Genomic DNA, 24,516 nt, shown 5'->3' on the forward strand with positions numbered 1-24,516 from the left:
TTACTATTTAATCTGTTTACATGATGATATAAATGGTTGACGCAGATTGTTACCCTCTAATAACTATTTTTTTTACAAAAAACATTCGCCCTTCTATTTATTTAACTGCTCCATAAAAAACCATTATCTTTGTTTCCTTGTTCTTAGTAGACAGTAAGACAAGAGATAACAGACATATATGGGAAAAACTAAGATATACGACACCGCAATAAAACAAGAAACCGCTATTTTGGTATCGGTTATCACACCCGATATTTCAGAAGCTATAGCACAGGAGTACCTCGAAGAGTTACGCTTTCTCGTAGAAACTGCCGGTGGCGACACTAAAGGTGTATTTACACAGAAAATGGCGAAACCTGAACATGCTACGTTTGTCGGTACCGGTAAATTACAGGAAATCAAAGAATATGTAGAAGCGGAGGACATCGACATGATCGTTTTCGATGACGAACTATCGCCTTCCCAACTTCGTAATATAGAGAAAGAGCTGCAACGTAAAGTCCTAGACCGTTCCAGCTTAATCCTCGACATCTTTGCTAAGCATGCACAGACCGCACAGGCAAAAACACAGGTCGAGCTCGCTCAGCTTCAATACCTACTGCCACGCCTTACCCGCTTATGGACTCACTTAGAGCGTCAGCGTGGGGGTATCGGGATGCGTGGTCCGGGAGAGTCTCAAATTGAAACCGATAGACGGATTATCTTAAACAAGATCTCGTTACTGAAAGAACGGTTAAAAATTATCGACAAACAGAACGAAACACAGCGCAAGAACCGTGGAGAGATGATACGTGTCGCTTTAGTCGGCTATACCAACGTTGGTAAATCGACTATCCTCAACATGATATCGAAAGCCGATGTTCTTATTGAAAATAAGTTATTCGCAACCTTAGATACGACTGTACGGAAAGTAGTCATCGACAACCTTCCGTTTTTAATGTCCGACACCGTGGGTTTCATACGTAAGTTGCCTCATCATTTGGTCGAGTCTTTCAAATCCACCCTAGATGAAGTTCGCGAAGCAGATGTATTGATTCATGTGGTAGACATCTCCCACCCGGACTTTGAGCATCATATTATCGCGGTCAACGAGACTCTAAAAGATATCAAAGCACTGGACAAGCCGACTATTACCGTATTCAATAAAATTGATGCCTATAAGCCTCCTGTTGAAGTCGATGAAGAAGGCGAAGAAATAAAGGTAACACTTGACGACTTTAAAAACTCCTGGATGGCCAAAAACTCCGATCCAGCAATCTTTTTATCCGCTACAAACAAGACGAATATAGAAGAGTTTAAAGAGAAGCTCTATGAAGTCATAGCAGACCTACATAACAAACGGTATCCGTATAATAATTTGCTTTATTAGGTTATAAAGTTATAGAGGTTATGAAGTTATGGTAAAATCACACAAGGATTTAAAAGTTTGGCAAGAGAGTATGCTTCTTGTAAAGGATGTATATGAGATTACAAATTCCTTTCCTGCAGATGAACGATTTACCTTAGGTCAACAAATAAGTCGATCTGCAATTTCGATTCCCTCCAACATAGCCGAGGGAGCTGGTAGACGTGGAAACAAAGAATGGACTAGGTTTCTCTATATAGCATTAGGATCATTATCAGAACTCGAAGCTCAAATTGAAATAGCTAAAATGCTAGGTTACATCAACGATAATAAAATCATTATAGAAAAAATCACATTTATACGAATTATGACAACGAAGTTGATCGCTAGCCTAGATGCTAAGGCTACATAACCTCGTAACTTTCGTAACTACATAACTTTTAAATGCAAAATAAAACTGTTCAATTCACCGACTGGGGCTTGGTTGACTACCAAGAGGCATGGGATAGACAAGAGAAAGTATTTGCGGAGACCCTGGCCATTAAGCATGATAATCGGGTAAACGACACGAAAAATCCGACGCCCAATCATCTTATATTTACAGAGCATCCCCATGTTTATACTTTAGGAAAAAGTGGACACCCGGAATATCTTCTTTTGGATGAGGAGGGGTTAAAGGAAAAGGATGCACGATTTTATAAGATCAACCGTGGTGGTGATATCACCTACCATGGCCCCGGGCAAATTGTAGGGTACCCGATTTTAGATCTGGACAATTTCTTTACCGACATACATCTTTATTTGCGGACGCTAGAAGAGGCCATTATACTGACATTAGCGGACTACGGAATACAAGCAGGAAGGTACGATGGTTTTACAGGTGTATGGCTTGATGCAGACAATGACAAGGCCCGTAAAATATGTGCTATGGGTGTACGTGCATCCCGTTGGGTCACTATGCATGGTTTTGCATTCAACGTCAATGCCGACCTCAATTATTTTGGCAATATCATCCCCTGCGGTATAGATGATAAAGATGTCACTTCCATGGAGCGTGAACTTGGCCATAAATTAGATATGGGCGAAGTCAAGGATAAGTTGAAGAAACATATTGCGACCCTGTTCCATATGGAACTGACAGATTAAAGGAATACAAACAATAAAGGCACCTATCTAGGTGCCTTTATTATTTTAATTACTATTCCAAAGTCGGATTGAAAGTACCTCCCCAATCTTTGTTCTGCAATAGTTTTGGGTTTTTATCAATCGATGTCTGCGCAATAGGGAAGAAATAATAACTATCCGGAAGGATGTTTTCTTTCGCTCCTGTATTTGGCACCTGGCGCACAATATACTTGAACTGATTCTCTTTCAATTGGTATGTTTTAGCCAATCCGGCTGCCACAGTCAGATCCATTTCCGAGCCATCCGCATTAATCGCTATAGCCTCTACCCCATATTTTGTTTTCTTGTCGAGCACATCAAGCCGTCTCATTCTCCTCAGATCCCAGAAACGATGTCCCTCGAAACAGAACTCCACATTTCGCTCTGCCAGTATTGCATCACGCATGCTTGCCTTATCTGTTGCCTTGATTCCATACGCTCCATTGCTACCGGGCTCAATTCCGGCACGGATACGTATTTCCTTCAAAATCCCCATTGCAGCATTAAAATCTCCCGTCTCATTTGCTGTTTCTGCATAATTCAACATCACTTCGGCAAAGCGCATAACAACATAATCTACATCATACTGCGTCTGTACTTCAGTCTGTTTCAGTGACAGTTTTGAGTTTTTCAGGATAAAGAAACCACTGTATCTATTCAAATTTTCAGAAGGTGTATTCGCTTTTGGATTCACCCCAAAGTCATCCAATGCCGAAGCTACCCCAACAGAAGTGTACTGCCGTTTTCCCGCTTTACCCGACACTTCATAGATCTTACCATTCCAAACGATCGATTTATTAAAACGAGGATCTCTATTTTCCCAATAAGACTGTAAGAAATCTGCATCTGTTTTATAATAGGCACTAGTAGGGTCATTATAAAGCTTACCATCTTTCATTGGAAACGCTTTCACAAAGTCCCAAGAAGGAACAGCCCCTGCAGGGCCACGGCTTTCCGACCCAGGTCGTACGCCATTATCCCAATTGGCCACTTTATTCGGGTATTGATTAATCACAGCAAAGACCACTTCAGCCCCCTTTTCTATCAAAGCAATATTCTGATAATCAGCAGTCAGACTATAACCATTCCCTTTCAATCTATCATACGCAGCCTTATTTGCTGCATGTGCCTCTGTCCAATAGGCATTACCAAAAGGATTGCTCGGATTGAACTGCGGGGAAGCTTTATATAGCAACACCTTAGCTTTAAAAGCGACCACAAAATTGCCATCAATCCGGCCATAGTCTTCACTCGTTTTAGCAATAGTAGCCGGCAATAAGGCAAGCGCTCCATCCAGATCCTTCACCATCAGCTCAAAACATTCCTTTGTACTATTACGGGTCACCTGCAAATCTCCTTTTTCCCGATCCTGAGGCTCCGTAATATAAGGTACACCACCATGATGTTTCACCATATTAAAGTACATATACGCCCGCATAAAAAGAAGCTGACCTAAAGCTTTATCCTTATTTTCCTTAGCCAACCCTGTACTTTCATTGATCTTTTGGATAGCTGTATTTATCTTACGTATAGTTGTATAATCCCAAGCCTTATAGGTTGAACTATTTACTGTAACGGCATCCAATGGAAAGTTAATCCCGATCAACTGTTCCGAGTTATTATCTGCGCCAGCGCTCCAATTACCAAATATCTCATAGAGATTCGACAAATAGGCATTCACTAGACTAGGGTCATTCCACACCTTATCCTCGTCCAACGAATTTAAATCATCGATATCGAGTACATTTTTACAGGATGTAGCGATTAGAACCGATGCTATAATTATATAAAATATCTTCTTCATTATCGTTCACATTTAAAATTTAACATCAATACCCAACGCATAAGTTTTCATGACGGGATAAGAATCGTACATCTTCTGCTCAGGATCATGAAACTCGGTCATCTTGGAGAAGACAAACAGGTTTGTACCATTAAAGAATACATTTACGCCTTTGATCTTCATACGATCTGTCAAAGCCAGAGGAAGACTATAAGACACATTCAGGTCACGTAGACGCAAATAGGCACCATTACGGATCCAGAAAGAAGAAGCCTCTGTTCCTGACTCTGCCCAGTTGGCACCAACCACCCTTGGGTACTGCGCTCCTGGGTTCTCGGCAGTCCATACATCACCCGCCCATATCGGATAGTAGGGTCTGAATCCACCCCCATGCTGACGTATACCAGGGCCATCAAGGTTACTAATGATACGATCGTAGGCCAATACTCCCTGGAACAGTGCCGAGACTGAAATACCTTTCCAAGAGCCATTCAAACCGAAACCATAGTTGATTCGTGGTGTATTATTTTCCGACAATAGCATCATGTCATTTTCATCAATTTTCCCATCTGGGCCTCCCGAATAATTGGCTCCGCGCTGATCTTTATATAAGATCATCCCAAGATAAGGATCCCGCCCATAAGTCTTGAATCCCTTAGCCTTAAGCGCATCTAATTGTTCCTGAGTACGCACGATGTCAATGGCTTCGAGCCCGACAATCCGGTTTTCCGGTCTACCGACCCTAGATCTAAAGTTCTGTGCCCCACCTGCTGCATAAGATGGCTCTTCATCATAGATATCCCACTTATCCTTTGCATACCCCATATTAGCACTGATACCATAGGATACTTCACCAATACGATCATTCCAGTTTAAGGATACCTCCCCCCCTCTATAGCTTCTAGCAGCATAGTTTTCAGGTGCCAACTCTCGACCATAAGTATCTGGCATAGCATTCTGCCTACGCCCTAGAATGTCCGTCTCTTTTCGCACAAACCCATCCAATGAGCCACTCAATCTACTGTTTAACATTGCGAAGTCTATCCCCACGTTATAACTTTTGGAAGTCGTCCAAGTTAGGTTCTGAGTAGGGTTATTACCATAGGCAATTCCGTTATAGTAACGGTCGCCAAAAATAGACCCTCCGCTCGGTGTATACTTCTCACGGTACAAAAACTGTCCTATACGTTCGGCACTCACATTCAAATCATTCCCTGTTGATCCGTACGAGGCACGTAACTTTAAGTCATTCACCGTATTCTTTAAATTCGTAAAGAAGCTTTCTTCGGACACACGCCAAGCAGCGGACATGGAAGGGAAGAATCCCCAACGTTTGTCATTTGGAAACAATGGCGAGCCGTCATAACGGAATGAGAATTCGGCGATGTAACGGTCAGCATAATTATAGTTGACACGTCCGATTACACCTCTTCTCGAATCGACCGTTTCTTTGGCCGTAGTCGATCTATAGTTACGATCCGTTGGATAGATAAACATCTGATCTAAACTCACGATCGGGCTTTCTGCACGCGAATTGATAAAAGTACCACCTTCTTTAAATTGCTCGTAAACCAAGATTCCATCCACAGCATGTTTATTGAATTTACGGCTATAGTTCAAGAACCAGTTGACCTGATATTGCCAGGTCCTTTCGGGAGTATAATCCATAAAGGGTTGTGCTTGACTAAACGTAAACACATTGATCTTGTCTTCCGAAGGTGGAGCCGGGATAAATCGGTTTCCATTAGGATCTAAAGAAGTAAAAGTATAGTTCTTCTGGAATGTCATGAATCTCTTTTTCATGTAGTCCTGAGCCACGTACGAACCGACCACTTTAGTCGACAGCCCCTCTATCAGCTTATCCAATTTATAATTGAGTGTCAGAATCGGATTCACCTGTCTGACTTTGCGATTGACGTAGCGATTTCCGATTACCTGGTCGATTACGTTCCAAGCCTGCCACGAACCCATGGGGGTCTGTACCGGGTATTCCGTAGGACTATCACTTGGTGTTCCGTCTGCATTTAGATAGAATGGATACATCTTCGGCCAGTTGAATGTCACCCGATAAAAATCGGCAACATCAAAATCAGCATCATCTGCAGAGGTGCTAAATGGCCAAAAAAAACGATCCGAATTCGTCTGGTTCATGGCTATATTTACATCCACACTAAAGTCGTCCGAAAGCTGGGCACTTACATTACTCCGTAAGTTAAATTTTTCATGCTCCAGCGTTTTATAAGAACCTAATTCTTTACGGTAACTTACCAGGTTGTAATAGGTAATCTTGTCTCCACCACCATTCACGGAAATCGACTGACGATGACTAAATGGATTACGCCATATCACGTCATTGACACTGTATTTTTTATCCAAAAAATAATCAAACTCTTCCTTTCCGTTTGGGGCTACAAAAGGGTTCTTACGATCCCCTTGCTCCCAGTTAAACTGGGCAACCCTATTCTGATAAGTCAATTCATCTGCCGCAGTTGTAATATCAGCGAGCAACGTCTGTGTCGGTGTACTGAAATTATAACTACTCTGTACATTAAATACCGGCGCCTGATTGATTCCTTTTTTGGTGGTCACCACTACTACACCATTACCGGCCCTTGTACCATATACTGCTGCTGTAGCGGCATCTTTCAAAAAGCTCATCTGGTCGACTTCATTTGCTTCGAGCGCATCGAATGCTGCTTTATCACGTACTATCCCATCAATAACATATAAAGGCTCTGCAAAGCTACCTCGTATCCGTAAACTTGAAGAAGCACCAGCCATACCTGACGTATTGGTTACATTCACACCTGGGGCACGGCCCGCCAACGTATTGGACAGATTAGATGGTGCTATGTTTTTCAATTGATCAGCATTCACAGAACTTACAGGTCCCGTTAAGTTTGCTTTGCGTTGTCGTCCATACCCTACTACCACCACCTCATCCAGTGCATCGACCTCATCTTGCAGTACAACTTGTACCCCCTCCAACTTATCCACGGTTATGATCTGTGTTTTGAAACCAAAATAGCGCACTTCAATGCTATCTCCTACTTTACCTGCTACAGAAAAACGTCCATCTGCAGATGTGGCGGTAGACTTGCCCCCCCGTACCGCAACTGTGGCACCCGATACCGGATTGCCCTCTCCATCCACGACACGCCCAGTCACCAACTGCTGTACCGCATATTTTGCTACAGCACGCTCATCCCGTTTTATTACCACCGTATTATTATGGATCGTATAGGTGAGATTGCTTGCATTAAATACCTTAGAAAGGGATTGGTCCAGGCTTTCATCACTAATCTGTACGGTAGTGCGCTCCTCGGCGAGCAGGCCATGCTCATACACAAATCGTACTCCCGTTTGTTTTGAGATTGTACCCAAAACTTGTTCAACTTTTCCGTTTTTAACTTTTAAGGTTACTTGACCATTGGTCGTTGCGAAGCTGGTGAACATTGAGGTTACTAAAATTAAACCGGTCAATTTCATCTTAATCAGCGTTTTCAAAAATCGGGCCTCCCGGTTAGTAACGGGCACAGCGATTTTTGAATATTTTTTAATATTCATAAATTTGTAAAGAATTTAATGGTTTATAACAAATTTGAATTCATCATTAGCGGAGGTATGGCAGTACCTTCGCTTAGTTTATAATTTGGTATTCTATCTCATATATCGCCCTCCCAGTTTAGGTTTATTATTTCACAATCAGTTATTTGACAATCAGCCTATCTTCTTCTATTAGATACTGATATCCTGTCAGGTCCTTTAATACCGAGCACACTTTAGCCAGTGTTACATTACGTTCGATACTCCCGGTATATTTCTTTGTATCCAACGTCCTATCCACCTGCAACTTCACCCCATACCAACGGTTTATCTCCCTAAGAATCGTCTTGATATCTTTGTTATTGAAATTGAAGAAACCATCTTTAATGGCCAATGCATCTTCAAGAAGTGTCGATTCCTCTGCTTTCAGTGTACCATTCACAATCCCTGCCTGGTATCCGGCCTCAAGAACGGCTTGTGCAGTCTGTGTATTCAATTGTAGTCGACCTTCGGTAAGCACCACCTGCGGTGCATCTTCGGTATAATTCCGAATCGAGAAAGCAGTCCCTAATGCTTTGATTTCTAAACCATCTACCTCGACAATAAAAGGTTTGGCCGCATCCTTCGCTACTTCAAAAAAGGCCTCTCCTTTCACTTTAACCCGACGCTCCGTCTTTGAGAAAGCCGATAGATATTCGACTTTTGACTCTGGGCTCAACCACACCTTGGTGCCGTCAGAGAGTTTTAGGGAATAAGAAGACCTAATCGGAGTGATGATCCGGTACCGACGGTTATTCGTATTTGCAGTACCCGGTGACTTTCCAACATCCTCTATACCGAGCTGCTTCACAAACTTGTCGTCGACTTCAAAGCGTGCCTGTGCATCCGTTGGCAGAATATCGTTCTTTTGCCCATATACAGTGTCCTCTACAATATAAGCGGGCTTATCACTTTTGGCAAACCACAATACCCCGATGACCGACACTGCAATCAATAGCGCCGCCACAGTCCCCCACCTTATCCAATTGTATTTAACAACCGGAACATTCTGCGCTACCACACGGGACTGAAATACACTCCATTCCTTATCTATTTCTAGTTTCAGCAGATCTATTGGGGTTTCTATCCGACCACTTTCTATGACATTCCGCAAATACGTGCGTGCTTCTGGGTATTGGATCAATAAACCGGACAAAAGAAGCTCCTGCTCATCATTCAATATATGCCCAGCTGCCAATAAAGACGCCAGCTCCGCCAATACAATTTTGTCGTTTTCTATCATAATTTGTTTATAAGTAACTTGAAAATCAAAAAAGGGTGTCTTCGGATTTACTTTTTTTAATATTCTTTAAATAGCGCTATAAAGGGCTGTTAAAAACAACAGAACAAGTAAGGGTACAAGTTTGCTTTTCAATATCCGTAGAGCTCTTTGCCGTTGGCTTTTAACCGTATTCAAACTTATATTCAAAAGCTTAGCAACCTCATCGTATTTCTTTCCATCAAAATAGATAAGCTTACAGATATGCTGGCATTTATCTGGCAAGGTGGAAAGTTGTTTATGGAGCACTCCGATTATCTCAGCTCTAATCAAACTAGTCAATTGATCTTCATCTTCTCCTTCGACTTCCAATATCGTATGCACCTTTGCAGCAGTCGCTTCTCTTCGTTTATAATTTAAGCATTGATATTTGACGGTACTATATAGAAAGCTTTTGACAACAGGTTCTGGTTGTTTGAGGATATCATTTCTATCAAGAAGGATAATAAAAGCCTCTTGTACGATGTCTTTGGCTATTTCCTCGGAATCAACGAAAGGATACGCATAGACTGTCAACCGTACAAAATACTCTTTGAAAAGCGTTTCTATTCCTAACATACCCCTTATCAATTAAGAATTTCAAAAATAAGCCAGGAACAATTCCGAAGCCAAGGCAAATTATAAATTTTTTATCTATTTCAGGGTCTTGATTATGAAATCTATAAGAGAGAAGAAAAAATCTTATAAAGAAGAAATGCAAGGTAATTTAACCTTAGTCGGGGGAATTTTATATTTCACATCGCTAATGAGCATTAGCTAACGTTATCACAGCCAAAAATTTAACAGATAACCTAGCTCCGCTGACTGATACCTTATGGCAGCGGTATTCTAAAGCCGATGTTCAAATTGAAGTTGACCGGCTTTTGATTATAGATCGTCTGCACTGTACTATTATTATCCATATTATAGCGGATACCCGGCTCTAGGTATAATCCGATCTTTCTCGTCAGTTGAGTTTCTATACCTACTCCAGCATTTACAGAAAATTGAACCGGAGAAGCTTTTAATAGCTCCTGATCTGTTGCTCTTACATTATCGTCAAGGACAAACTCATTTGTGATCCGACCGCTGGTCGACTTCTCTATAGCCGCTCCCCCGGTTACATATGTAGAAACTCTCTTTTTTTGCCAGACTTTATAGCTCACCTGTACAGGCACACCGATATAATTCAGTTTTTGAGATTGAGCTACCTTATTAGCAGCACTTCCTGAAGAGAGCGTTGATACGGTCTGCGCATAGGTCAAACCGATATTCAAGCTCATTTTCTTATTCACCCGATATTGAAGCCCCAGTCCAAGCGCCACCGGACTACGGTGTTGAATATCTGTCGTCACGTTTTCTGCCGAGTTAGCTTCAATGATATCCGACATCAACCCGCCATTCTCTTCATCATAGATATCCCACTTATCCTTTGCATACCCCATATTAGCACTGATACCATAGGATACTTCACCAATACGATCATTCCAGTTTAAGGATACCTCCCCCCCTCTATAGCTTCTAGCAGCATAGTTTTCAGGTGCCAACTCTCGACCATAAGTATCTGGCATAGCATTCTGCCTACGCCCTAGAATGTCCGTCTCTTTTCGCACAAACCCATCCAATGAGCCACTCAATCTACTGTTTAACATTGCGAAGTCTATCCCCACGTTATAACTTTTGGAAGTCGTCCAAGTTAGGTTCTGAGTAGGGTTATTACCATAGGCAATTCCGTTATAGTAACGGTCGCCAAAAATAGACCCTCCGCTCGGTGTATACTTCTCACGGTACAAAAACTGTCCTATACGTTCGGCACTCACATTCAAATCATTCCCTGTTGATCCGTACGAGGCACGTAACTTTAAGTCATTCACCGTATTCTTTAAATTCGTAAAGAAGCTTTCTTCGGACACACGCCAAGCAGCGGACATGGAAGGGAAGAATCCCCAACGTTTGTCATTTGGAAACAATGGCGAGCCGTCATAACGGAATGAGAATTCGGCGATGTAACGGTCAGCATAATTATAGTTGACACGTCCGATTACACCTCTTCTCGAATCGACCGTTTCTTTGGCCGTAGTCGATCTATAGTTACGATCCGTTGGATAGATAAACATCTGATCTAAACTCACGATCGGGCTTTCTGCACGCGAATTGATAAAAGTACCACCTTCTTTAAATTGCTCGTAAACCAAGATTCCATCCACAGCATGTTTATTGAATTTACGGCTATAGTTCAAGAACCAGTTGACCTGATATTGCCAGGTCCTTTCGGGAGTATAATCCATAAAGGGTTGTGCTTGACTAAACGTAAACACATTGATCTTGTCTTCCGAAGGTGGAGCCGGGATAAATCGGTTTCCATTAGGATCTAAAGAAGTAAAAGTATAGTTCTTCTGGAATGTCATGAATCTCTTTTTCATGTAGTCCTGAGCCACGTACGAACCGACCACTTTAGTCGACAGCCCCTCTATCAGCTTATCCAATTTATAATTGAGTGTCAGAATCGGATTCACCTGTCTGACTTTGCGATTGACGTAGCGATTTCCGATTACCTGGTCGATTACGTTCCAAGCCTGCCACGAACCCATGGGGGTCTGTACCGGGTATTCCGTAGGACTATCACTTGGTGTTCCGTCTGCATTTAGATAGAATGGATACATCTTCGGCCAGTTGAATGTCACCCGATAAAAATCGGCAACATCAAAATCAGCATCATCTGCAGAGGTGCTAAATGGCCAAAAAAAACGATCCGAATTCGTCTGGTTCATGGCTATATTTACATCCACACTAAAGTCGTCCGAAAGCTGGGCACTTACATTACTCCGTAAGTTAAATTTTTCATGCTCCAGCGTTTTATAAGAACCTAATTCTTTACGGTAACTTACCAGGTTGTAATAGGTAATCTTGTCTCCACCACCATTCACGGAAATCGACTGACGATGACTAAATGGATTACGCCATATCACGTCATTGACACTGTATTTTTTATCCAAAAAATAATCAAACTCTTCCTTTCCGTTTGGGGCTACAAAAGGGTTCTTACGATCCCCTTGCTCCCAGTTAAACTGGGCAACCCTATTCTGATAAGTCAATTCATCTGCCGCAGTTGTAATATCAGCGAGCAACGTCTGTGTCGGTGTACTGAAATTATAACTACTCTGTACATTAAATACCGGCGCCTGATTGATTCCTTTTTTGGTGGTCACCACTACTACACCATTACCGGCCCTTGTACCATATACTGCTGCTGTAGCGGCATCTTTCAAAAAGCTCATCTGGTCGACTTCATTTGCTTCGAGCGCATCGAATGCTGCTTTATCACGTACTATCCCATCAATAACATATAAAGGCTCTGCAAAGCTACCTCGTATCCGTAAACTTGAAGAAGCACCAGCCATACCTGACGTATTGGTTACATTCACACCTGGGGCACGGCCCGCCAACGTATTGGACAGATTAGATGGTGCTATGTTTTTCAATTGATCAGCATTCACAGAACTTACAGGTCCCGTTAAGTTTGCTTTGCGTTGTCGTCCATACCCTACTACCACCACCTCATCCAGTGCATCGACCTCATCTTGCAGTACAACTTGTACCCCCTCCAACTTATCCACGGTTATGATCTGTGTTTTGAAACCAAAATAGCGCACTTCAATGCTATCTCCTACTTTACCTGCTACAGAAAAACGTCCATCTGCAGATGTGGCGGTAGACTTGCCCCCCCGTACCGCAACTGTGGCACCCGATACCGGATTGCCCTCTCCATCCACGACACGCCCAGTCACCAACTGCTGTACCGCATATTTTGCTACAGCACGCTCATCCCGTTTTATTACCACCGTATTATTATGGATCGTATAGGTGAGATTGCTTGCATTAAATACCTTAGAAAGGGATTGGTCCAGGCTTTCATCACTAATCTGTACGGTAGTGCGCTCCTCGGCGAGCAGGCCATGCTCATACACAAATCGTACTCCCGTTTGTTTTGAGATTGTACCCAAAACTTGTTCAACTTTTCCGTTTTTAACTTTTAAGGTTACTTGACCATTGGTCGTTGCGAAGCTGGTGAACATTGAGGTTACTAAAATTAAACCGGTCAATTTCATCTTAATCAGCGTTTTCAAAAATCGGGCCTCCCGGTTAGTAACGGGCACAGCGATTTTTGAATATTTTTTAATATTCATAAATTTGTAAAGAATTTAATGGTTTATAACAAATTTGAATTCATCATTAGCGGAGGTATGGCAGTACCTTCGCTTAGTTTATAATTTGGTATTCTATCTCATATATCGCCCTCCCAGTTTAGGTTTATTATTTCACAATCAGTTATTTGACAATCAGCCTATCTTCTTCTATTAGATACTGATATCCTGTCAGGTCCTTTAATACCGAGCACACTTTAGCCAGTGTTACATTACGTTCGATACTCCCGGTATATTTCTTTGTATCCAACGTCCTATCCACCTGCAACTTCACCCCATACCAACGGTTTATCTCCCTAAGAATCGTCTTGATATCTTTGTTATTGAAATTGAAGAAACCATCTTTAATGGCCAATGCATCTTCAAGAAGTGTCGATTCCTCTGCTTTCAGTGTACCATTCACAATCCCTGCCTGGTATCCGGCCTCAAGAACGGCTTGTGCAGTCTGTGTATTCAATTGTAGTCGACCTTCGGTAAGCACCACCTGCGGTGCATCTTCGGTATAATTCCGAATCGAGAAAGCAGTCCCTAATGCTTTGATTTCTAAACCATCTACCTCGACAATAAAAGGTTTGGCCGCATCCTTCGCTACTTCAAAAAAGGCCTCTCCTTTCACTTTAACCCGACGCTCCGTCTTTGAGAAAGCCGATAGATATTCGACTTTTGACTCTGGGCTCAACCACACCTTGGTGCCGTCAGAGAGTTTTAGGGAATAAGAAGACCTAATCGGAGTGATGATCCGGTACCGACGGTTATTCGTATTTGCAGTACCCGGTGACTTTCCAACATCCTCTATACCGAGCTGCTTCACAAACTTGTCGTCGACTTCAAAGCGTGCCTGTGCATCCGTTGGCAGAATATCGTTCTTTTGCCCATATACAGTGTCCTCTACAATATAAGCGGGCTTATCACTTTTGGCAAACCACAATACCCCGATGACCGACACTGCAATCAATAGCGCCGCCACAGTCCCCCACCTTATCCAATTGTATTTAACAACCGGAACATTCTGCGCTACCACACGGGACTGAAATACACTCCATTCCTTATCTATTTCTAGTTTCAGCAGATCTATTGGGGTTTCTATCCGACCACTTTCTATGACATTCCGCAAATACGTGCGTGCTTCTGGGTATTGGATCAATAAACCGGACAAAAGAAGCTCCTGCTCATCATTCAATATATGCCCAGCTGCCAATAAAGACGCCAGCTCCGCCAATACAATTTTGTCGTTTTCTATCATAATTTGTTTATAAGTAACTTGAAAATCAAAAAAGGGTGTCTTCGGATTTACTTTTTTTAATATTCTTTAAATAGCGCTATAAAGGGCTGTTAAAAACAACAGAACAAGTAAGGGTACAAGTTTGCTTTTCAATATCCGTAGAGCTCTTTGCCGTTGGCTTTTAACCGTATTCAAACTTATATTCAAAAGCTTAGCAACCTCATCGTATTTCTTTCCATCAAAATAGATAAGCTTACAGATATGCTGGCATTTATCTGGCAAGGTGGAAAGTTGTTTATGGAGCACTCCGATTATCTCAGCTCTAATCAAACTAGTCAATTGATCTTCATCTTCTCCTTCGACTTCCAATATCGTATGCACCTTTGCAGCAGTCGCTTCTCTTCGTTTATAATTTAAGCATTGATATTTGACGGTACTATATAGAAAGCTTTTGACAACAGGTTCTGGTTGTTTGAGGATATCATTTCTATCAAGAAGGATAATAAAAGCCTCTTGTACGATGTCTTTGGCTATTTCCTCGGAATCAACGAAAGGATACGCATAGACTGTCAACCGTACAAAATACTCTTTGAAAAGCGTTTCTATTCCTAACATACCCCTTATCAATTAAGAATTTCAAAAATAAGCCAGGAACAATTCCGAAGCCAAGGCAAATTATAAATTTTTTATCTATTTCAGGGTCTTGATTATGAAATCTATAAGAGAGAAGAAAAAATCTTATAAAGAAGAAATGCAAGGTAATTTAACCTTAGTCGGGGGAATTTTATATTTCACATCGCTAATGAGCATTAGCTAACGTTATCACAGCCAAAAATTTAACAGATAACCTAGCTCCGCTGACTGATACCTTATGGCAGCGGTATTCTAAAGCCGATGTTCAAATTGAAGTTGACCGGCTTTTGATTATAGATCGTCTGCACTGTACTATTATTATCCATATTATAGCGGATACCCGGCTCTAGGTATAATCCGATCTTTCTCGTCAGTTGAGTTTCTATACCTACTCCAGCATTTACAGAAAATTGAACCGGAGAAGCTTTTAATAGCTCCTGATCTGTTGCTCTTACATTATCGTCAAGGACAAACTCATTTGTGATCCGACCGCTGGTCGACTTCTCTATAGCCGCTCCCCCGGTTACATATGTAGAAACTCTCTTTTTTTGCCAGACTTTATAGCTCACCTGTACAGGCACACCGATATAATTCAGTTTTTGAGATTGAGCTACCTTATTAGCAGCACTTCCTGAAGAGAGCGTTGATACGGTCTGCGCATAGGTCAAACCGATATTCAAGCTCATTTTCTTATTCACCCGATATTGAAGCCCCAGTCCAAGCGCCACCGGACTACGGTGTTGAATATCTGTCGTCACGTTTTCTGCCGAGTTAGCTTCAATGATATCCGACATCAACCCGCCATTCTCTCCATCAAGGGGATAATCCCCACTGGTCACTGGTGCACCACTCATACTGGCATAACCACTCACGTTCTGCCCCGAACTAACACGCATCCGATTCGAATATGCTGCTATAGACCATCTCCCACTGTTTATTAATTTATTCTTTATTTTGCTGTTATCAGCATAAAGATTATCCATGGCCAATCGTTCATAATTTTCATTATTGCGCACCAACACCTCATCATCACGATCACTATGGGTAGGATTAAATACACGATTCTGCAACACCATCTCTAAAGGCTTTATCGTATTATTTTCGAAGTCAAATCCGTTATCCCAGCCCACAAGCTTTGTCAGTGCAGGTAATTCAGCGAAATAAGAATTTTTCACAATTTTATCCGATGAACCATTTTTCAGTTTAGCCTGTTCTGTTTCATTATGATGAGACTCCATATCATTCGAATACGACATTCCTTGAGATAACCCTTCTCCGCCTGGAAGTTCGGAGTTTATCCCCTCGCTATGTTGGCTCAAAATAGGCTCATCAGCAGGAGGCTGTGTAGGGTAGAAAACAGGATACAGAAACACCAATACCAGCGCTGCGGTAACAATAGCTGTCCCTCCCCATATCAGCCTGATCACCGAACGCTTATTAGCTTTGGGTACCGCTTCCTGCTGTAAATTCGGATGTAACGGAATTACCTTTCCTGAATCGGCATCAAAAAGCCTATCTGAAATGCTCTCCCATAAGTTTTCCGGTGCTTGCTCTTGCCCATTCTGCACCTTCTTATCCAAATCATTTAACCAGTTATCTTTCATAAGCTACCTCCTGTGACTGCCTAAATTTACCTATCTCTCTTGCCAAAAGCTTTTTGGCTCGATGAAACTGTGATGCTGATGAGCTTTCTGCTATCCCTAACTCTTCAGCAATTTCGCGATGGCTTCTCTTTTCAAAAACGAACAAATTGAATACAACTCTATATCCGACAGGGAGGCAACCGATCAAATTCAAGATCACCTCATTGGGGATATCATTTACTACGGGCTCCGGTTCGTCTGCTATTTCGGGAAAATCCTCATCTATTAATTCGAATTCTTCCTTTTTTGATAGCCGCAAATACCGCAGCGATTCATTAATGACGATCTTTGAAGCCCAGGCCCGCAAAGATCCCGCACCGCGATACTGAAAAGAATCGATCGCATTAAACATCTTGACGAAACTATTTTGCAACACATCTCCCACATCCTCACGAAACCTGATATACCTTAGACTGACATAGGTGAACTCGCTGGAATAAGCCTCATACAGCTCCTTCCATGCACGTTGCTCCCGCTTTTGCAAGCGATCTACGACGTCTTTCTCCCAGCCCTTGTTTATCGTCATGAATATTGGTAAGATGCATTTGCAAAAAAGAGGTCCCGCAAATCTATCTTAACAAGACCTCTTTTTTACGATTTACTTTTTCACAAGGGACTGAAAATCGTAGAATATAGCTTCAAATGGAGCAACAGCTGTACCATCGACAGTCACCTTGTCTACTGTAAGACCAAATTTTAAGGCTTTTGTTTTACCTGTATACGTGCCTGCCTGTTTTGCTACAACATTCACCACTACTTTCTTATTCGCATTATCCACGGGAAACTGTAGCTCTATTGCTTTAGGGGCAAAAGTAAGATCAACAGCTGTTTTACTACCGTTCACCTTTGCTGTGTAGCTTACATCGTACTTAACTTTACCCAATTTATTAATAACCTCCTGTGCTTTCACTTTATCTTTCACAACAGAAAACACGATTTCAGTCACAGGTAGATCCACTATCGAGATCGTATTGTTTTTTGCAGACAACGCAATTGTCGACTCCGACTTAGTCGTTCCCTGTGTTAGCGCCAACTTACCACTGAAATTCCCATTGACATCTTCCAACTTGACCGGGACAACTGGTTTCGTATTATTGTCTTTCTTACATGACACGAAAGTCAATCCTACAACCACCACTAAAGCCATCAACATCTTAATTGTATTTATTGTTCTCATTTTAAAGTTCTTTTTAATTTTTTTATAAAACATTCATTTTCCTGTGAGTACTCACCCTAATAAACCCCACAATTCAAATTCCTTGCATGAACATTTCAAGAAAAAATAAAATAAAACACAAAAAGCTCTTTTACAGAGCTTTAAATTTTAATAAAAATTTATACAAGAAGTTCTAGCAGTAGTAAACCGACTCAAAAGATACCGGCACCCCATCTTTAAAGCGGATTGCAAAGAAGCCTGCATCACCATTGGCGATACGGTAATAGTGAGGCATATTAGTCCAATCTACGGAGAGTAGATGACCAAACTTGCTAACAAAGTCACGTTCGCTGTAACTGCCATCAATGATTTCTTTGCCCAGCACTACAGCCTGCTGCTCGGCAAATGTCATGGAATACACCGAACCCACCATTTTATTTTTTGAGGGGTAATCCTCTTCAAACGCCAAAATAATATCAGGAGAGCGGTAAAAATAAAGCGGTTCCCAACCACATTCTGGCGAATCGGGGATATCCTTAACCTTTTTCAGATTCAGATCTGCAGCCTCTCTTTCCGAAATTTTACCATCCCAGAGCCTTCTTCCCTGAACTAGATAATACATACTCAGTCTACGCATTTCTTTTTCATACACCTCATAATCTAAGTTCTGGAGCTTAGAGGCTAGCAGAAGTTCAAAATCAATATCCACCTTAGCATTAGTCTGCCCTGATCGCTCCCAAGATTCTTTGTAATAATTGAGCGCCTGCAACATCTCTTCCTTTGTACCGGACCAAGCAATCTCGCGCAGGCGGCTTACTGCATTCAGTTCCTCAGTCATATCTTTACCTTTGACCTTAAGGTAGGCATCTAAAAGTTGTTGATACGTAAACCCCATCCCCAGGTACTTGGCCTGTATATATTCGGGCTGTTCATGAAAATGATCCCCGATATACACCCAACCATCATTATACAGCGGATAGTAATCCAAGGAAATATGTTCATTGAGGCGCGCTTTACGCACTATCTTACCTTCTACTGAAGGTTGATCACGGACACGTAATTCTGCTGCCTCGACATAGAGATGAGGACCTTGATATCCCTCTTCACCTCTGTAAAAATATTGCGCAGGTTCGCCAGCAGACTTTTTACCGAACATACGTGTATCCAAGGGCTGCTTTGGTATATAGCCGATGTCACCATTGCTGACCCGGATTCTATAATGTGTACGCGTCGAATCCAAAACTGTTATCGATGCCTCTGTGCAAAATACACCGAGTATAGCTTCTTTATTTTCTGGTGTGGAAAATAGATGTCCCCAGCGCGATGTATATACTGGTCTCCACTCTTTGGTCTGTGCATTTCCCAAAAACACAGCAAGCATACAGGCGATAAAGCCTGCAGCGAATCTTCTTTTACGCATACCTAATGATCAGCTTTTCGGGCTGTTCGACAGCCCCTATTTTTTCTTTTTCTTCTTTTTGCTGTCCTTACCTTTTTTCTCGAGTAACTCTACTCGTTTTGTCAAAGCCTGAACATGCAGGGCATGCTCTGCAATCAATGTGCCAAGCTCCTTGAGTGTATCATATAATGCAAGTTGGAGTTCCTGCATTGAAATTGGCGCGGGAGACTCATTAGCGACCACAGGCTTATTTTCCACAACACCTACAGGCATCGGTCTGAGCATCTCTCCTTCCCCTAGCAACAGCCAAGAGGGATTTATTTCGGGATATTTGGACAACACTTTCAGTAAGGCATCCGAACTAAGGCCAGATTTCTTTTGTTCGCCTTTAAAATTGGCATAAGACATGCCAAGATCCTTAAAGAACTCCATTTTACTCAATTTAGCGTGGCCAGCGATCAATAGGATACGCTCTTTAACAGTAAGTGATAGATTGTCCATATGATTAGTCTTTTCTTAGTAAGGTTATCTCGCGTTCCAGCAGTGTCAGATGCTTCTCCAAAGCGGCAATTGTCTTCTCCTGCGACTTAATAGTCACTTCTTGAGAAGATATAACACGCTGCATAGAATGAATGACAGCATTACTCACCCCCTCAAGCTCTGCATTCAAATAGGTTTCGTTACGTTCTTCAGTATGTACAGCATCCCGGAACATTTCCCCCTCACCAACCAATAGCCAAGCCGGGCTAATATCTTTGTGTACAGATAAAATCATTGCCAAGGCATCAGAACTAAGCGCAGACTGTTTTTGGACTCCCTTAAAATTACCATAAGACAATCCTAACTCATTGAAAAACTCCAACATGTTAATACCTTTCTCCTGCGCTATCCGAACCACCCTATCTTTAATATTATAAACTATTTTCTCTTTCATCTTGTTTAAGAAAAATATTTATCTTAAATTTGGTTAACAATTATAAAATAGTATCTCTAACAAGGATACTCCGTCAATTGAACTTGTGAGTTCATTTTCCCTACGCACCATTTACAATTACAAAACAGATGCAATGAAACCATTGTCGGCGCCGTAATGATTTCTAGTGTATCACAGTTTAATGTCAATGATGCCCTATCACTCGTCCCGATTCATCGGGATAGACAACTTGCTATATAGCGTAAGCGTTCGTGAGGAGCTCATTGTCAGCAAACTAAAAATTATTACGAAACCTTAGGAACATACGTCCAAAATAAATGGACAAATGCCACTTATCGTTTCACCACCTTTAAGTAATTATGATGAAAAATACACAAAAGAAACTGAAAGCTAAACAATTTAGGTATTTAAATAAGGATACCGTAAAAAATCCGATGATTTATATCCATAACTTTTATCGATACGAGACCAACGTTATTTATTGGATGAATAATATAAACTTATTCATTCAAGCAGGTTGCCTACCCGAGATGGCGGATCGAGCCCACGCGGAAACAGGATTCCATTGCAAACAGATGATTGAACAGATTGAAATCGCTTACGTCATCTTTAAACAGTGTCATATCCCAAAACAAAAGAACCCCTTACAATTTGTAGCACAGCGTGAAGATCATTTTAATTATACGCACAATCTTGAATACACCTGGAAAGGAAAAAGAGCTCCCTATGATACCATCAGCAAGTTTTTCTCTTACCAGAGCCTAAATAAATGGTATACTACGATGGATGACCTGATGATCTATATGTCCACAAAAGAATCGAGTTACTACGACAAATTCGGGGACAAGATATTAGCGATTAAAGAACTACTGATCCGCCTCGCATTTGCACTGTATTACATCTATGAAGATAAACATCTACAGATTTCCGTCCCGTCTTACGTTAAGGCAGAGCCTGCTCCTGTACACGAAGGCAAATCGAGATTATCAAAGCTAGGAGAATTAATCCACGACTCTATTGACAAGCAGTATGAAGAGAAAGAGCGAAAAGAAAAGGAAGAGGCAGAAAAGGAGGCAGAGGAGAGTAAAGAGGAGGAGCAAATTGCCTTAGAAAAAGGGGGCGAGATTTCGATTGAGTCGGAAGACAGTGCAAAATAGTAACTATTCTCGCTTATGAGAGTCGGGGCAAACCAGCCAGTGCCCCGACTTATTCAAACGAATATTATTTATCACTCAAAACTAACAACGTGAACAAAATTAACAACAAGCTGTCCAAGCAGAACTTTCGATATGCTGGTAAGCAGGAAATCATTGATCCTATTTCTATTTTGGACGACTTCTACAACGCCAAAGTAGATTTCACTTCATGGAAAAATCAAGTGAAGCACTTCCTTTTGGCAGGACTGGACGGAAGACTGAGGCGTAATGGGTTAGAGTATGGTTATATCTCTCAGCACCTGATAAATCACATCGAAATAGCGTATATCATCTACAAGCAGAGTAATATTAAAGCCCACACTACCTATAAGCGACACCTATCGAACCTCAGTGAGATGTATAAGGTCACAAGCCCAAGTAGCCTATTAACGGAAAAGGAGACACTATATCTCTTCTTCAGATATCAATCGCTAAAAGGATGGGTAGAGGAGATCGATTCTCTCGTATGCAATGCTTCTATCGGACTAAAAGATTATCATCACGAGATTAACTCCGAAGCAGTCATTATCTACCATCTCATTTCCTCTTTGACAGATGCCCTCTATCAAATCCATCAAAAGAATGGCGTAGAAATAGAATTACCATCCTATATACAGGTGGCTCAGACCTAAACAACAAATAAAACTTAATTTTTTTAAAAGCCCAGAGGAATGTAACACGAAAACAATCACAAACCACATACAACAATGGAAACAAAAACACACAAAACTAAGAAACTTCGGTATCTCGCTCCGGAGTACGTAAGCGAGCCGAATCGATTTCTCAAAGAGGTCGTTCAGAACTGGGGTATTAATTGGTCGCTCAACTTTGGGTTCTTATTCAGCTACTCGATGTGCCCCATGCTGGATAGAAACCGTGTCTTTGACTATGGGTTTACCTACCTCCATCTCGCGCAGATGATAGAGGCGGCCTATGCCGTACTTAAAATGAGAAACTGGCAGCCCACATCTAAGAAAAAACTATTTCAGTATAAAGATTTTGGAGAATTAAGCGCATTACTATTAGATAAAGAAAAAATAGATGCACAACGCATCATCTGCGATTTCTTTGGTTTTATGAACTTACGTGATTGGTACGATTTCCTCGATGAGTTACTTCTATCCAGCGATATCAACAATAAAAGGAAACAGGGCTATGAAATTGAGCAGGAACTCTTGATAGCACGTGAATTCATCCTGCTTCTGCCAGATGCACTTCTACAAATCCACAAAGACAATGTAGCATACTTTAACCCTCAATCGTAATGGACATGACAGCAACCCTAGAATCCAATCTTGAAATTATTTTCAAATATCTTACCGTCGATGAAATCTTCCTATGGACTTATCACCGCAATGGTATAGGACAAACTATAATACAGGTCCATACGCACAACAAGCAACGCAGTAGAACCTTACGGGAAAGATGTGAACGCGCGCTCCAACCCATGGAAGGTCACTGCTTCACCTTCTATAACACCAAAGAAGTTCAGTCTAGAATAAACGATGGACTTGGTCGCTTACACCTCAATTGCCAACCTAGGAACCAAATCTATGTGAATCCCGAACCTATAAATACAGTGATTCTGCCAAATCTCAGTAGCGAACAGCTTCTTGAGCAAACCAGAGCATATATAAAAAGGGAAAAAGACAAAATAATAGCCTTTATGGAAGGCTACCATCTCTATTTTGACAAAGAAAACTATACGAATGCTGCATTTATGCTCCATCAAGCTTTGGAAATATCATTACGGACAGCTCAAAAATTGCTATTGGGAGTCGAGGAACGCTCACATTCACTGAAACAAAATATCGATTTCTTCCAGCCGTATGACCTGACCTTGGCAAACCTACTCACAAGCAAGGAGGAGGAGCAAGCTATCAATAGGCTGACGGAGTCTTATACAGGCTCGCGTTACAAAAACAACTTTGTGCTCGATCTGCAAAAGACAGCATTCTGCAAAGACATTGCCGACCGGACATTTGCATGGATAGAAGATTACGAACAGGAATTACTGTTAGAGATAGCGGAAAGATTTATTCATATCCCAGACTCTCATCAACAAACTGATATTATAAAAACCAAAATCAATATGGAAAAGTCAACAAACATCAACAACAACCATCGAGATCTGATCCACAATGCGCTGAAAACCTATGGAAAGGTACATGGACTTTACTGTTTTGCTTATGTGACACGTCAAGACAGTATGTGCAACCTCCTAAATGTACAACAGTCGCATAACGAGATACACCACTATTATCTCTTTGCCATTATGGCTGATCAGAGCAAACCCATTGTGGATCTACAAAACTGCGTTATGCAGTTACTCCCAGAGAAGATAAAGGTCACGCTGATAGTGGAAAGTCCTGAAGCAGTGAAAAATTCTTTAAAAAAAGGGAACAACTTTCAGACAAATCTGCTACGTACTGCTGAATGCTGGCATACCAACAAAGAGATCCTCATCAAAGATGTGGAACAGATGACATCCCCGGAAAACTTAGGATATTTAAAATATCTATGGGCTAAACGCCATGAAACTGCCAACTTCTTAATCGACCCATGGTCGGGAGAAGATACCATTACCCCATTAAATGAAATATGTAGCTATATGTTGGTTTTGTCGATTGAGCAGATTTGTCTAGGACTTACAAAACAACTCTTCGATTATACGCCCTCGTCCACCAATCTACATTATCTCCTAGATCTATGCGATCTTATATGTCCAGAAGTTACTGCTGATTTTCAGAGAGAGCGTCCTCAACAAAGAGCAATATTCAGTCAGCTCGTAAAAGCTCAGCAAAAGTTTAGACACTCCACTACATATGAAGCTAAAGGGAAGCACTTGGCAGAGCTCTATCAACTCACAAAATCCTTTATTAGCAAAGCTAATAACTTTGTTGAGGCCTACTTTGAACAATTGACACCATTTGTGGTAGAAGAACAATCTGAAATACCTGAACTCTCATTATCTAACTAAACATCTAATAAAT

The 24,516-nt window shown here is 41.5% G+C and carries 20 protein-coding genes; 7 read left to right on the forward strand and 13 right to left on the reverse strand.

All coding sequences use genetic code 11. The annotated features are described in order from the left end of the window. Positions 1–178 precede the first annotated feature (178 nt). The 3 genes from hflX to lipB are packed head-to-tail and all read left to right on the forward strand — an operon-like array spanning position 179 to position 2,491. Positions 179–1,369, forward strand: coding sequence for a GTPase HflX (gene hflX, locus CLV99_RS19435; protein ID WP_133586171.1), 1,191 nt, complete (start codon positions 179–181; stop codon positions 1,367–1,369). Positions 1,370–1,397: 28 nt separating this feature from the next. Further along, positions 1,398–1,757, forward strand: a complete 360-nt coding sequence (locus CLV99_RS19440) for a four helix bundle protein (RefSeq protein ID WP_133586172.1) — start codon at positions 1,398–1,400, stop codon at positions 1,755–1,757. Positions 1,758–1,789: 32 nt separating this feature from the next. Further along, entirely contained in the window at positions 1,790–2,491 is a 702-nt protein-coding gene (gene lipB, locus CLV99_RS19445; protein WP_133586173.1) for a lipoyl(octanoyl) transferase LipB, read from the forward strand. Positions 2,492–2,543: 52 nt separating this feature from the next. On the opposite strand, the gene CLV99_RS19450 is transcribed toward lipB, so the two are convergent. The 13 genes from CLV99_RS19450 to CLV99_RS19510 all read right to left on the reverse strand — a co-directional run bounded on the left by CLV99_RS19450 (position 2,544) and on the right by CLV99_RS19510 (position 20,327). Next, positions 2,544–4,313: a RagB/SusD family nutrient uptake outer membrane protein gene (locus CLV99_RS19450; protein WP_133586174.1), complete on the reverse strand. Its 1,770-nt coding sequence runs from the start codon at positions 4,311–4,313 to the stop codon at positions 2,544–2,546. 12 nt (positions 4,314–4,325) lie between these two features. Further along, entirely contained in the window at positions 4,326–7,859 is a 3,534-nt protein-coding gene (locus tag CLV99_RS19455) for a TonB-dependent receptor (RefSeq protein ID WP_246032813.1), read from the reverse strand. A gap of 142 nt (positions 7,860–8,001) precedes the next feature. Beyond that, the gene (locus tag CLV99_RS19460) at positions 8,002–9,120 is read right to left on the reverse strand and encodes a FecR family protein (RefSeq protein ID WP_133586175.1); all 1,119 of its coding nucleotides are present in this window, start codon (positions 9,118–9,120) and stop codon (positions 8,002–8,004) included. Positions 9,121–9,186: 66 nt separating this feature from the next. Further along, positions 9,187–9,714 carry a sigma-70 family RNA polymerase sigma factor gene (locus CLV99_RS19465; RefSeq protein WP_133586176.1) on the reverse strand — a complete coding sequence of 176 codons (528 nt, stop codon included), beginning with the start codon at positions 9,712–9,714 and terminating at the stop codon, positions 9,187–9,189. Between the two features lie 254 nt (positions 9,715–9,968). Then, a complete protein-coding gene (locus CLV99_RS19470) occupies positions 9,969–13,322 on the reverse strand; it encodes a SusC/RagA family TonB-linked outer membrane protein (protein WP_246032814.1) in 3,354 nt (1,117 codons plus the stop codon). A gap of 142 nt (positions 13,323–13,464) precedes the next feature. Then, positions 13,465–14,583 carry a FecR family protein gene (locus tag CLV99_RS19475; RefSeq protein WP_133586175.1) on the reverse strand — a complete coding sequence of 373 codons (1,119 nt, stop codon included), beginning with the start codon at positions 14,581–14,583 and terminating at the stop codon, positions 13,465–13,467. Between the two features lie 66 nt (positions 14,584–14,649). Continuing rightward, positions 14,650–15,177: a sigma-70 family RNA polymerase sigma factor gene (locus CLV99_RS19480; RefSeq protein ID WP_133586176.1), complete on the reverse strand. Its 528-nt coding sequence runs from the start codon at positions 15,175–15,177 to the stop codon at positions 14,650–14,652. A gap of 254 nt (positions 15,178–15,431) precedes the next feature. Further along, positions 15,432–16,799, reverse strand: coding sequence for an outer membrane beta-barrel protein (locus CLV99_RS19485; RefSeq protein ID WP_133586177.1), 1,368 nt, complete (start codon positions 16,797–16,799; stop codon positions 15,432–15,434). Further along, positions 16,789–17,364 carry an RNA polymerase sigma factor gene (locus tag CLV99_RS19490; RefSeq protein ID WP_133586178.1) on the reverse strand — a complete coding sequence of 192 codons (576 nt, stop codon included), beginning with the start codon at positions 17,362–17,364 and terminating at the stop codon, positions 16,789–16,791. The genes CLV99_RS19485 and CLV99_RS19490 overlap by 11 nt, the downstream gene beginning before the upstream one ends. Positions 17,365–17,436: 72 nt before the next feature. Beyond that, complete coding sequence (locus CLV99_RS19495) at positions 17,437–18,015, reverse strand: DUF4840 domain-containing protein (protein ID WP_162850164.1); 579 nt, start codon at positions 18,013–18,015, stop codon at positions 17,437–17,439. 172 nt (positions 18,016–18,187) lie between these two features. Continuing rightward, on the reverse strand, positions 18,188–19,414 hold the full coding sequence (locus CLV99_RS19500) for an SH3 domain-containing protein (RefSeq protein WP_133586180.1): 1,227 nt from the start codon (positions 19,412–19,414) through the stop codon (positions 18,188–18,190). A gap of 36 nt (positions 19,415–19,450) precedes the next feature. Next, positions 19,451–19,894 carry a hypothetical protein gene (locus tag CLV99_RS19505; RefSeq protein WP_133586181.1) on the reverse strand — a complete coding sequence of 148 codons (444 nt, stop codon included), beginning with the start codon at positions 19,892–19,894 and terminating at the stop codon, positions 19,451–19,453. A gap of 4 nt (positions 19,895–19,898) precedes the next feature. Next, positions 19,899–20,327 carry a hypothetical protein gene (locus CLV99_RS19510; RefSeq protein ID WP_133586182.1) on the reverse strand — a complete coding sequence of 143 codons (429 nt, stop codon included), beginning with the start codon at positions 20,325–20,327 and terminating at the stop codon, positions 19,899–19,901. A 359-nt stretch (positions 20,328–20,686) separates the two neighbouring features. Here CLV99_RS19510 and CLV99_RS19515 point away from each other — a divergent pair, with 359 nt between their 5' ends. The 4 genes from CLV99_RS19515 (at position 20,687) to CLV99_RS19530 (ending at position 24,503) form a co-directional block, all read left to right on the forward strand. Next, entirely contained in the window at positions 20,687–21,484 is a 798-nt protein-coding gene (locus tag CLV99_RS19515; protein WP_133586183.1) for a hypothetical protein, read from the forward strand. 89 nt (positions 21,485–21,573) lie between these two features. Continuing rightward, positions 21,574–22,155, forward strand: a complete 582-nt coding sequence (locus CLV99_RS19520) for a hypothetical protein (protein WP_133586184.1) — start codon at positions 21,574–21,576, stop codon at positions 22,153–22,155. A gap of 75 nt (positions 22,156–22,230) precedes the next feature. After that, complete coding sequence (locus tag CLV99_RS19525) at positions 22,231–22,788, forward strand: hypothetical protein (RefSeq protein WP_133586185.1); 558 nt, start codon at positions 22,231–22,233, stop codon at positions 22,786–22,788. Continuing rightward, positions 22,788–24,503 (forward strand): HEPN domain-containing protein, encoded by a 1,716-nt coding sequence (locus CLV99_RS19530; protein ID WP_133586186.1) that lies wholly within the window; start codon positions 22,788–22,790, stop codon positions 24,501–24,503. Before CLV99_RS19525 ends, CLV99_RS19530 begins: the two co-directional genes overlap by 1 nt. Positions 24,504–24,516 lie beyond the last annotated feature (13 nt).

Source organism: Sphingobacterium yanglingense, from assembly GCF_004363245.1.
In the GTDB taxonomy this organism is placed as follows: domain Bacteria; phylum Bacteroidota; class Bacteroidia; order Sphingobacteriales; family Sphingobacteriaceae; genus Sphingobacterium; species Sphingobacterium yanglingense.

Excerpts from the sequence above, each read along its gene's own strand:
- hflX (WP_133586171.1), top strand. The coding sequence starts at position 179 with ATGGGAAAAACTAAGATATACGACACCGCAATAAAACAAGAAACCGCT.
- CLV99_RS19440 (WP_133586172.1), top strand. The coding sequence starts at position 1,398 with ATGGTAAAATCACACAAGGATTTAAAAGTTTGGCAAGAGAGTATGCTT.
- lipB (WP_133586173.1), top strand. The coding sequence starts at position 1,790 with ATGCAAAATAAAACTGTTCAATTCACCGACTGGGGCTTGGTTGACTAC.
- CLV99_RS19450 (WP_133586174.1), bottom strand. The coding sequence starts at position 4,313 with ATGAAGAAGATATTTTATATAATTATAGCATCGGTTCTAATCGCTACA.
- CLV99_RS19455 (WP_246032813.1), bottom strand. The coding sequence starts at position 7,859 with ATGAATATTAAAAAATATTCAAAAATCGCTGTGCCCGTTACTAACCGG.
- CLV99_RS19460 (WP_133586175.1), bottom strand. The coding sequence starts at position 9,120 with ATGATAGAAAACGACAAAATTGTATTGGCGGAGCTGGCGTCTTTATTG.
- CLV99_RS19465 (WP_133586176.1), bottom strand. The coding sequence starts at position 9,714 with ATGTTAGGAATAGAAACGCTTTTCAAAGAGTATTTTGTACGGTTGACA.
- CLV99_RS19470 (WP_246032814.1), bottom strand. The coding sequence starts at position 13,322 with ATGAATATTAAAAAATATTCAAAAATCGCTGTGCCCGTTACTAACCGG.
- CLV99_RS19475 (WP_133586175.1), bottom strand. The coding sequence starts at position 14,583 with ATGATAGAAAACGACAAAATTGTATTGGCGGAGCTGGCGTCTTTATTG.
- CLV99_RS19480 (WP_133586176.1), bottom strand. The coding sequence starts at position 15,177 with ATGTTAGGAATAGAAACGCTTTTCAAAGAGTATTTTGTACGGTTGACA.
- CLV99_RS19485 (WP_133586177.1), bottom strand. The coding sequence starts at position 16,799 with ATGAAAGATAACTGGTTAAATGATTTGGATAAGAAGGTGCAGAATGGG.
- CLV99_RS19490 (WP_133586178.1), bottom strand. The coding sequence starts at position 17,364 with ATGACGATAAACAAGGGCTGGGAGAAAGACGTCGTAGATCGCTTGCAA.
- CLV99_RS19495 (WP_162850164.1), bottom strand. The coding sequence starts at position 18,015 with ATGAGAACAATAAATACAATTAAGATGTTGATGGCTTTAGTGGTGGTT.
- CLV99_RS19500 (WP_133586180.1), bottom strand. The coding sequence starts at position 19,414 with ATGCGTAAAAGAAGATTCGCTGCAGGCTTTATCGCCTGTATGCTTGCT.
- CLV99_RS19505 (WP_133586181.1), bottom strand. The coding sequence starts at position 19,894 with ATGGACAATCTATCACTTACTGTTAAAGAGCGTATCCTATTGATCGCT.
- CLV99_RS19510 (WP_133586182.1), bottom strand. The coding sequence starts at position 20,327 with ATGAAAGAGAAAATAGTTTATAATATTAAAGATAGGGTGGTTCGGATA.
- CLV99_RS19515 (WP_133586183.1), top strand. The coding sequence starts at position 20,687 with ATGATGAAAAATACACAAAAGAAACTGAAAGCTAAACAATTTAGGTAT.
- CLV99_RS19525 (WP_133586185.1), top strand. The coding sequence starts at position 22,231 with ATGGAAACAAAAACACACAAAACTAAGAAACTTCGGTATCTCGCTCCG.
- CLV99_RS19530 (WP_133586186.1), top strand. The coding sequence starts at position 22,788 with ATGGACATGACAGCAACCCTAGAATCCAATCTTGAAATTATTTTCAAA.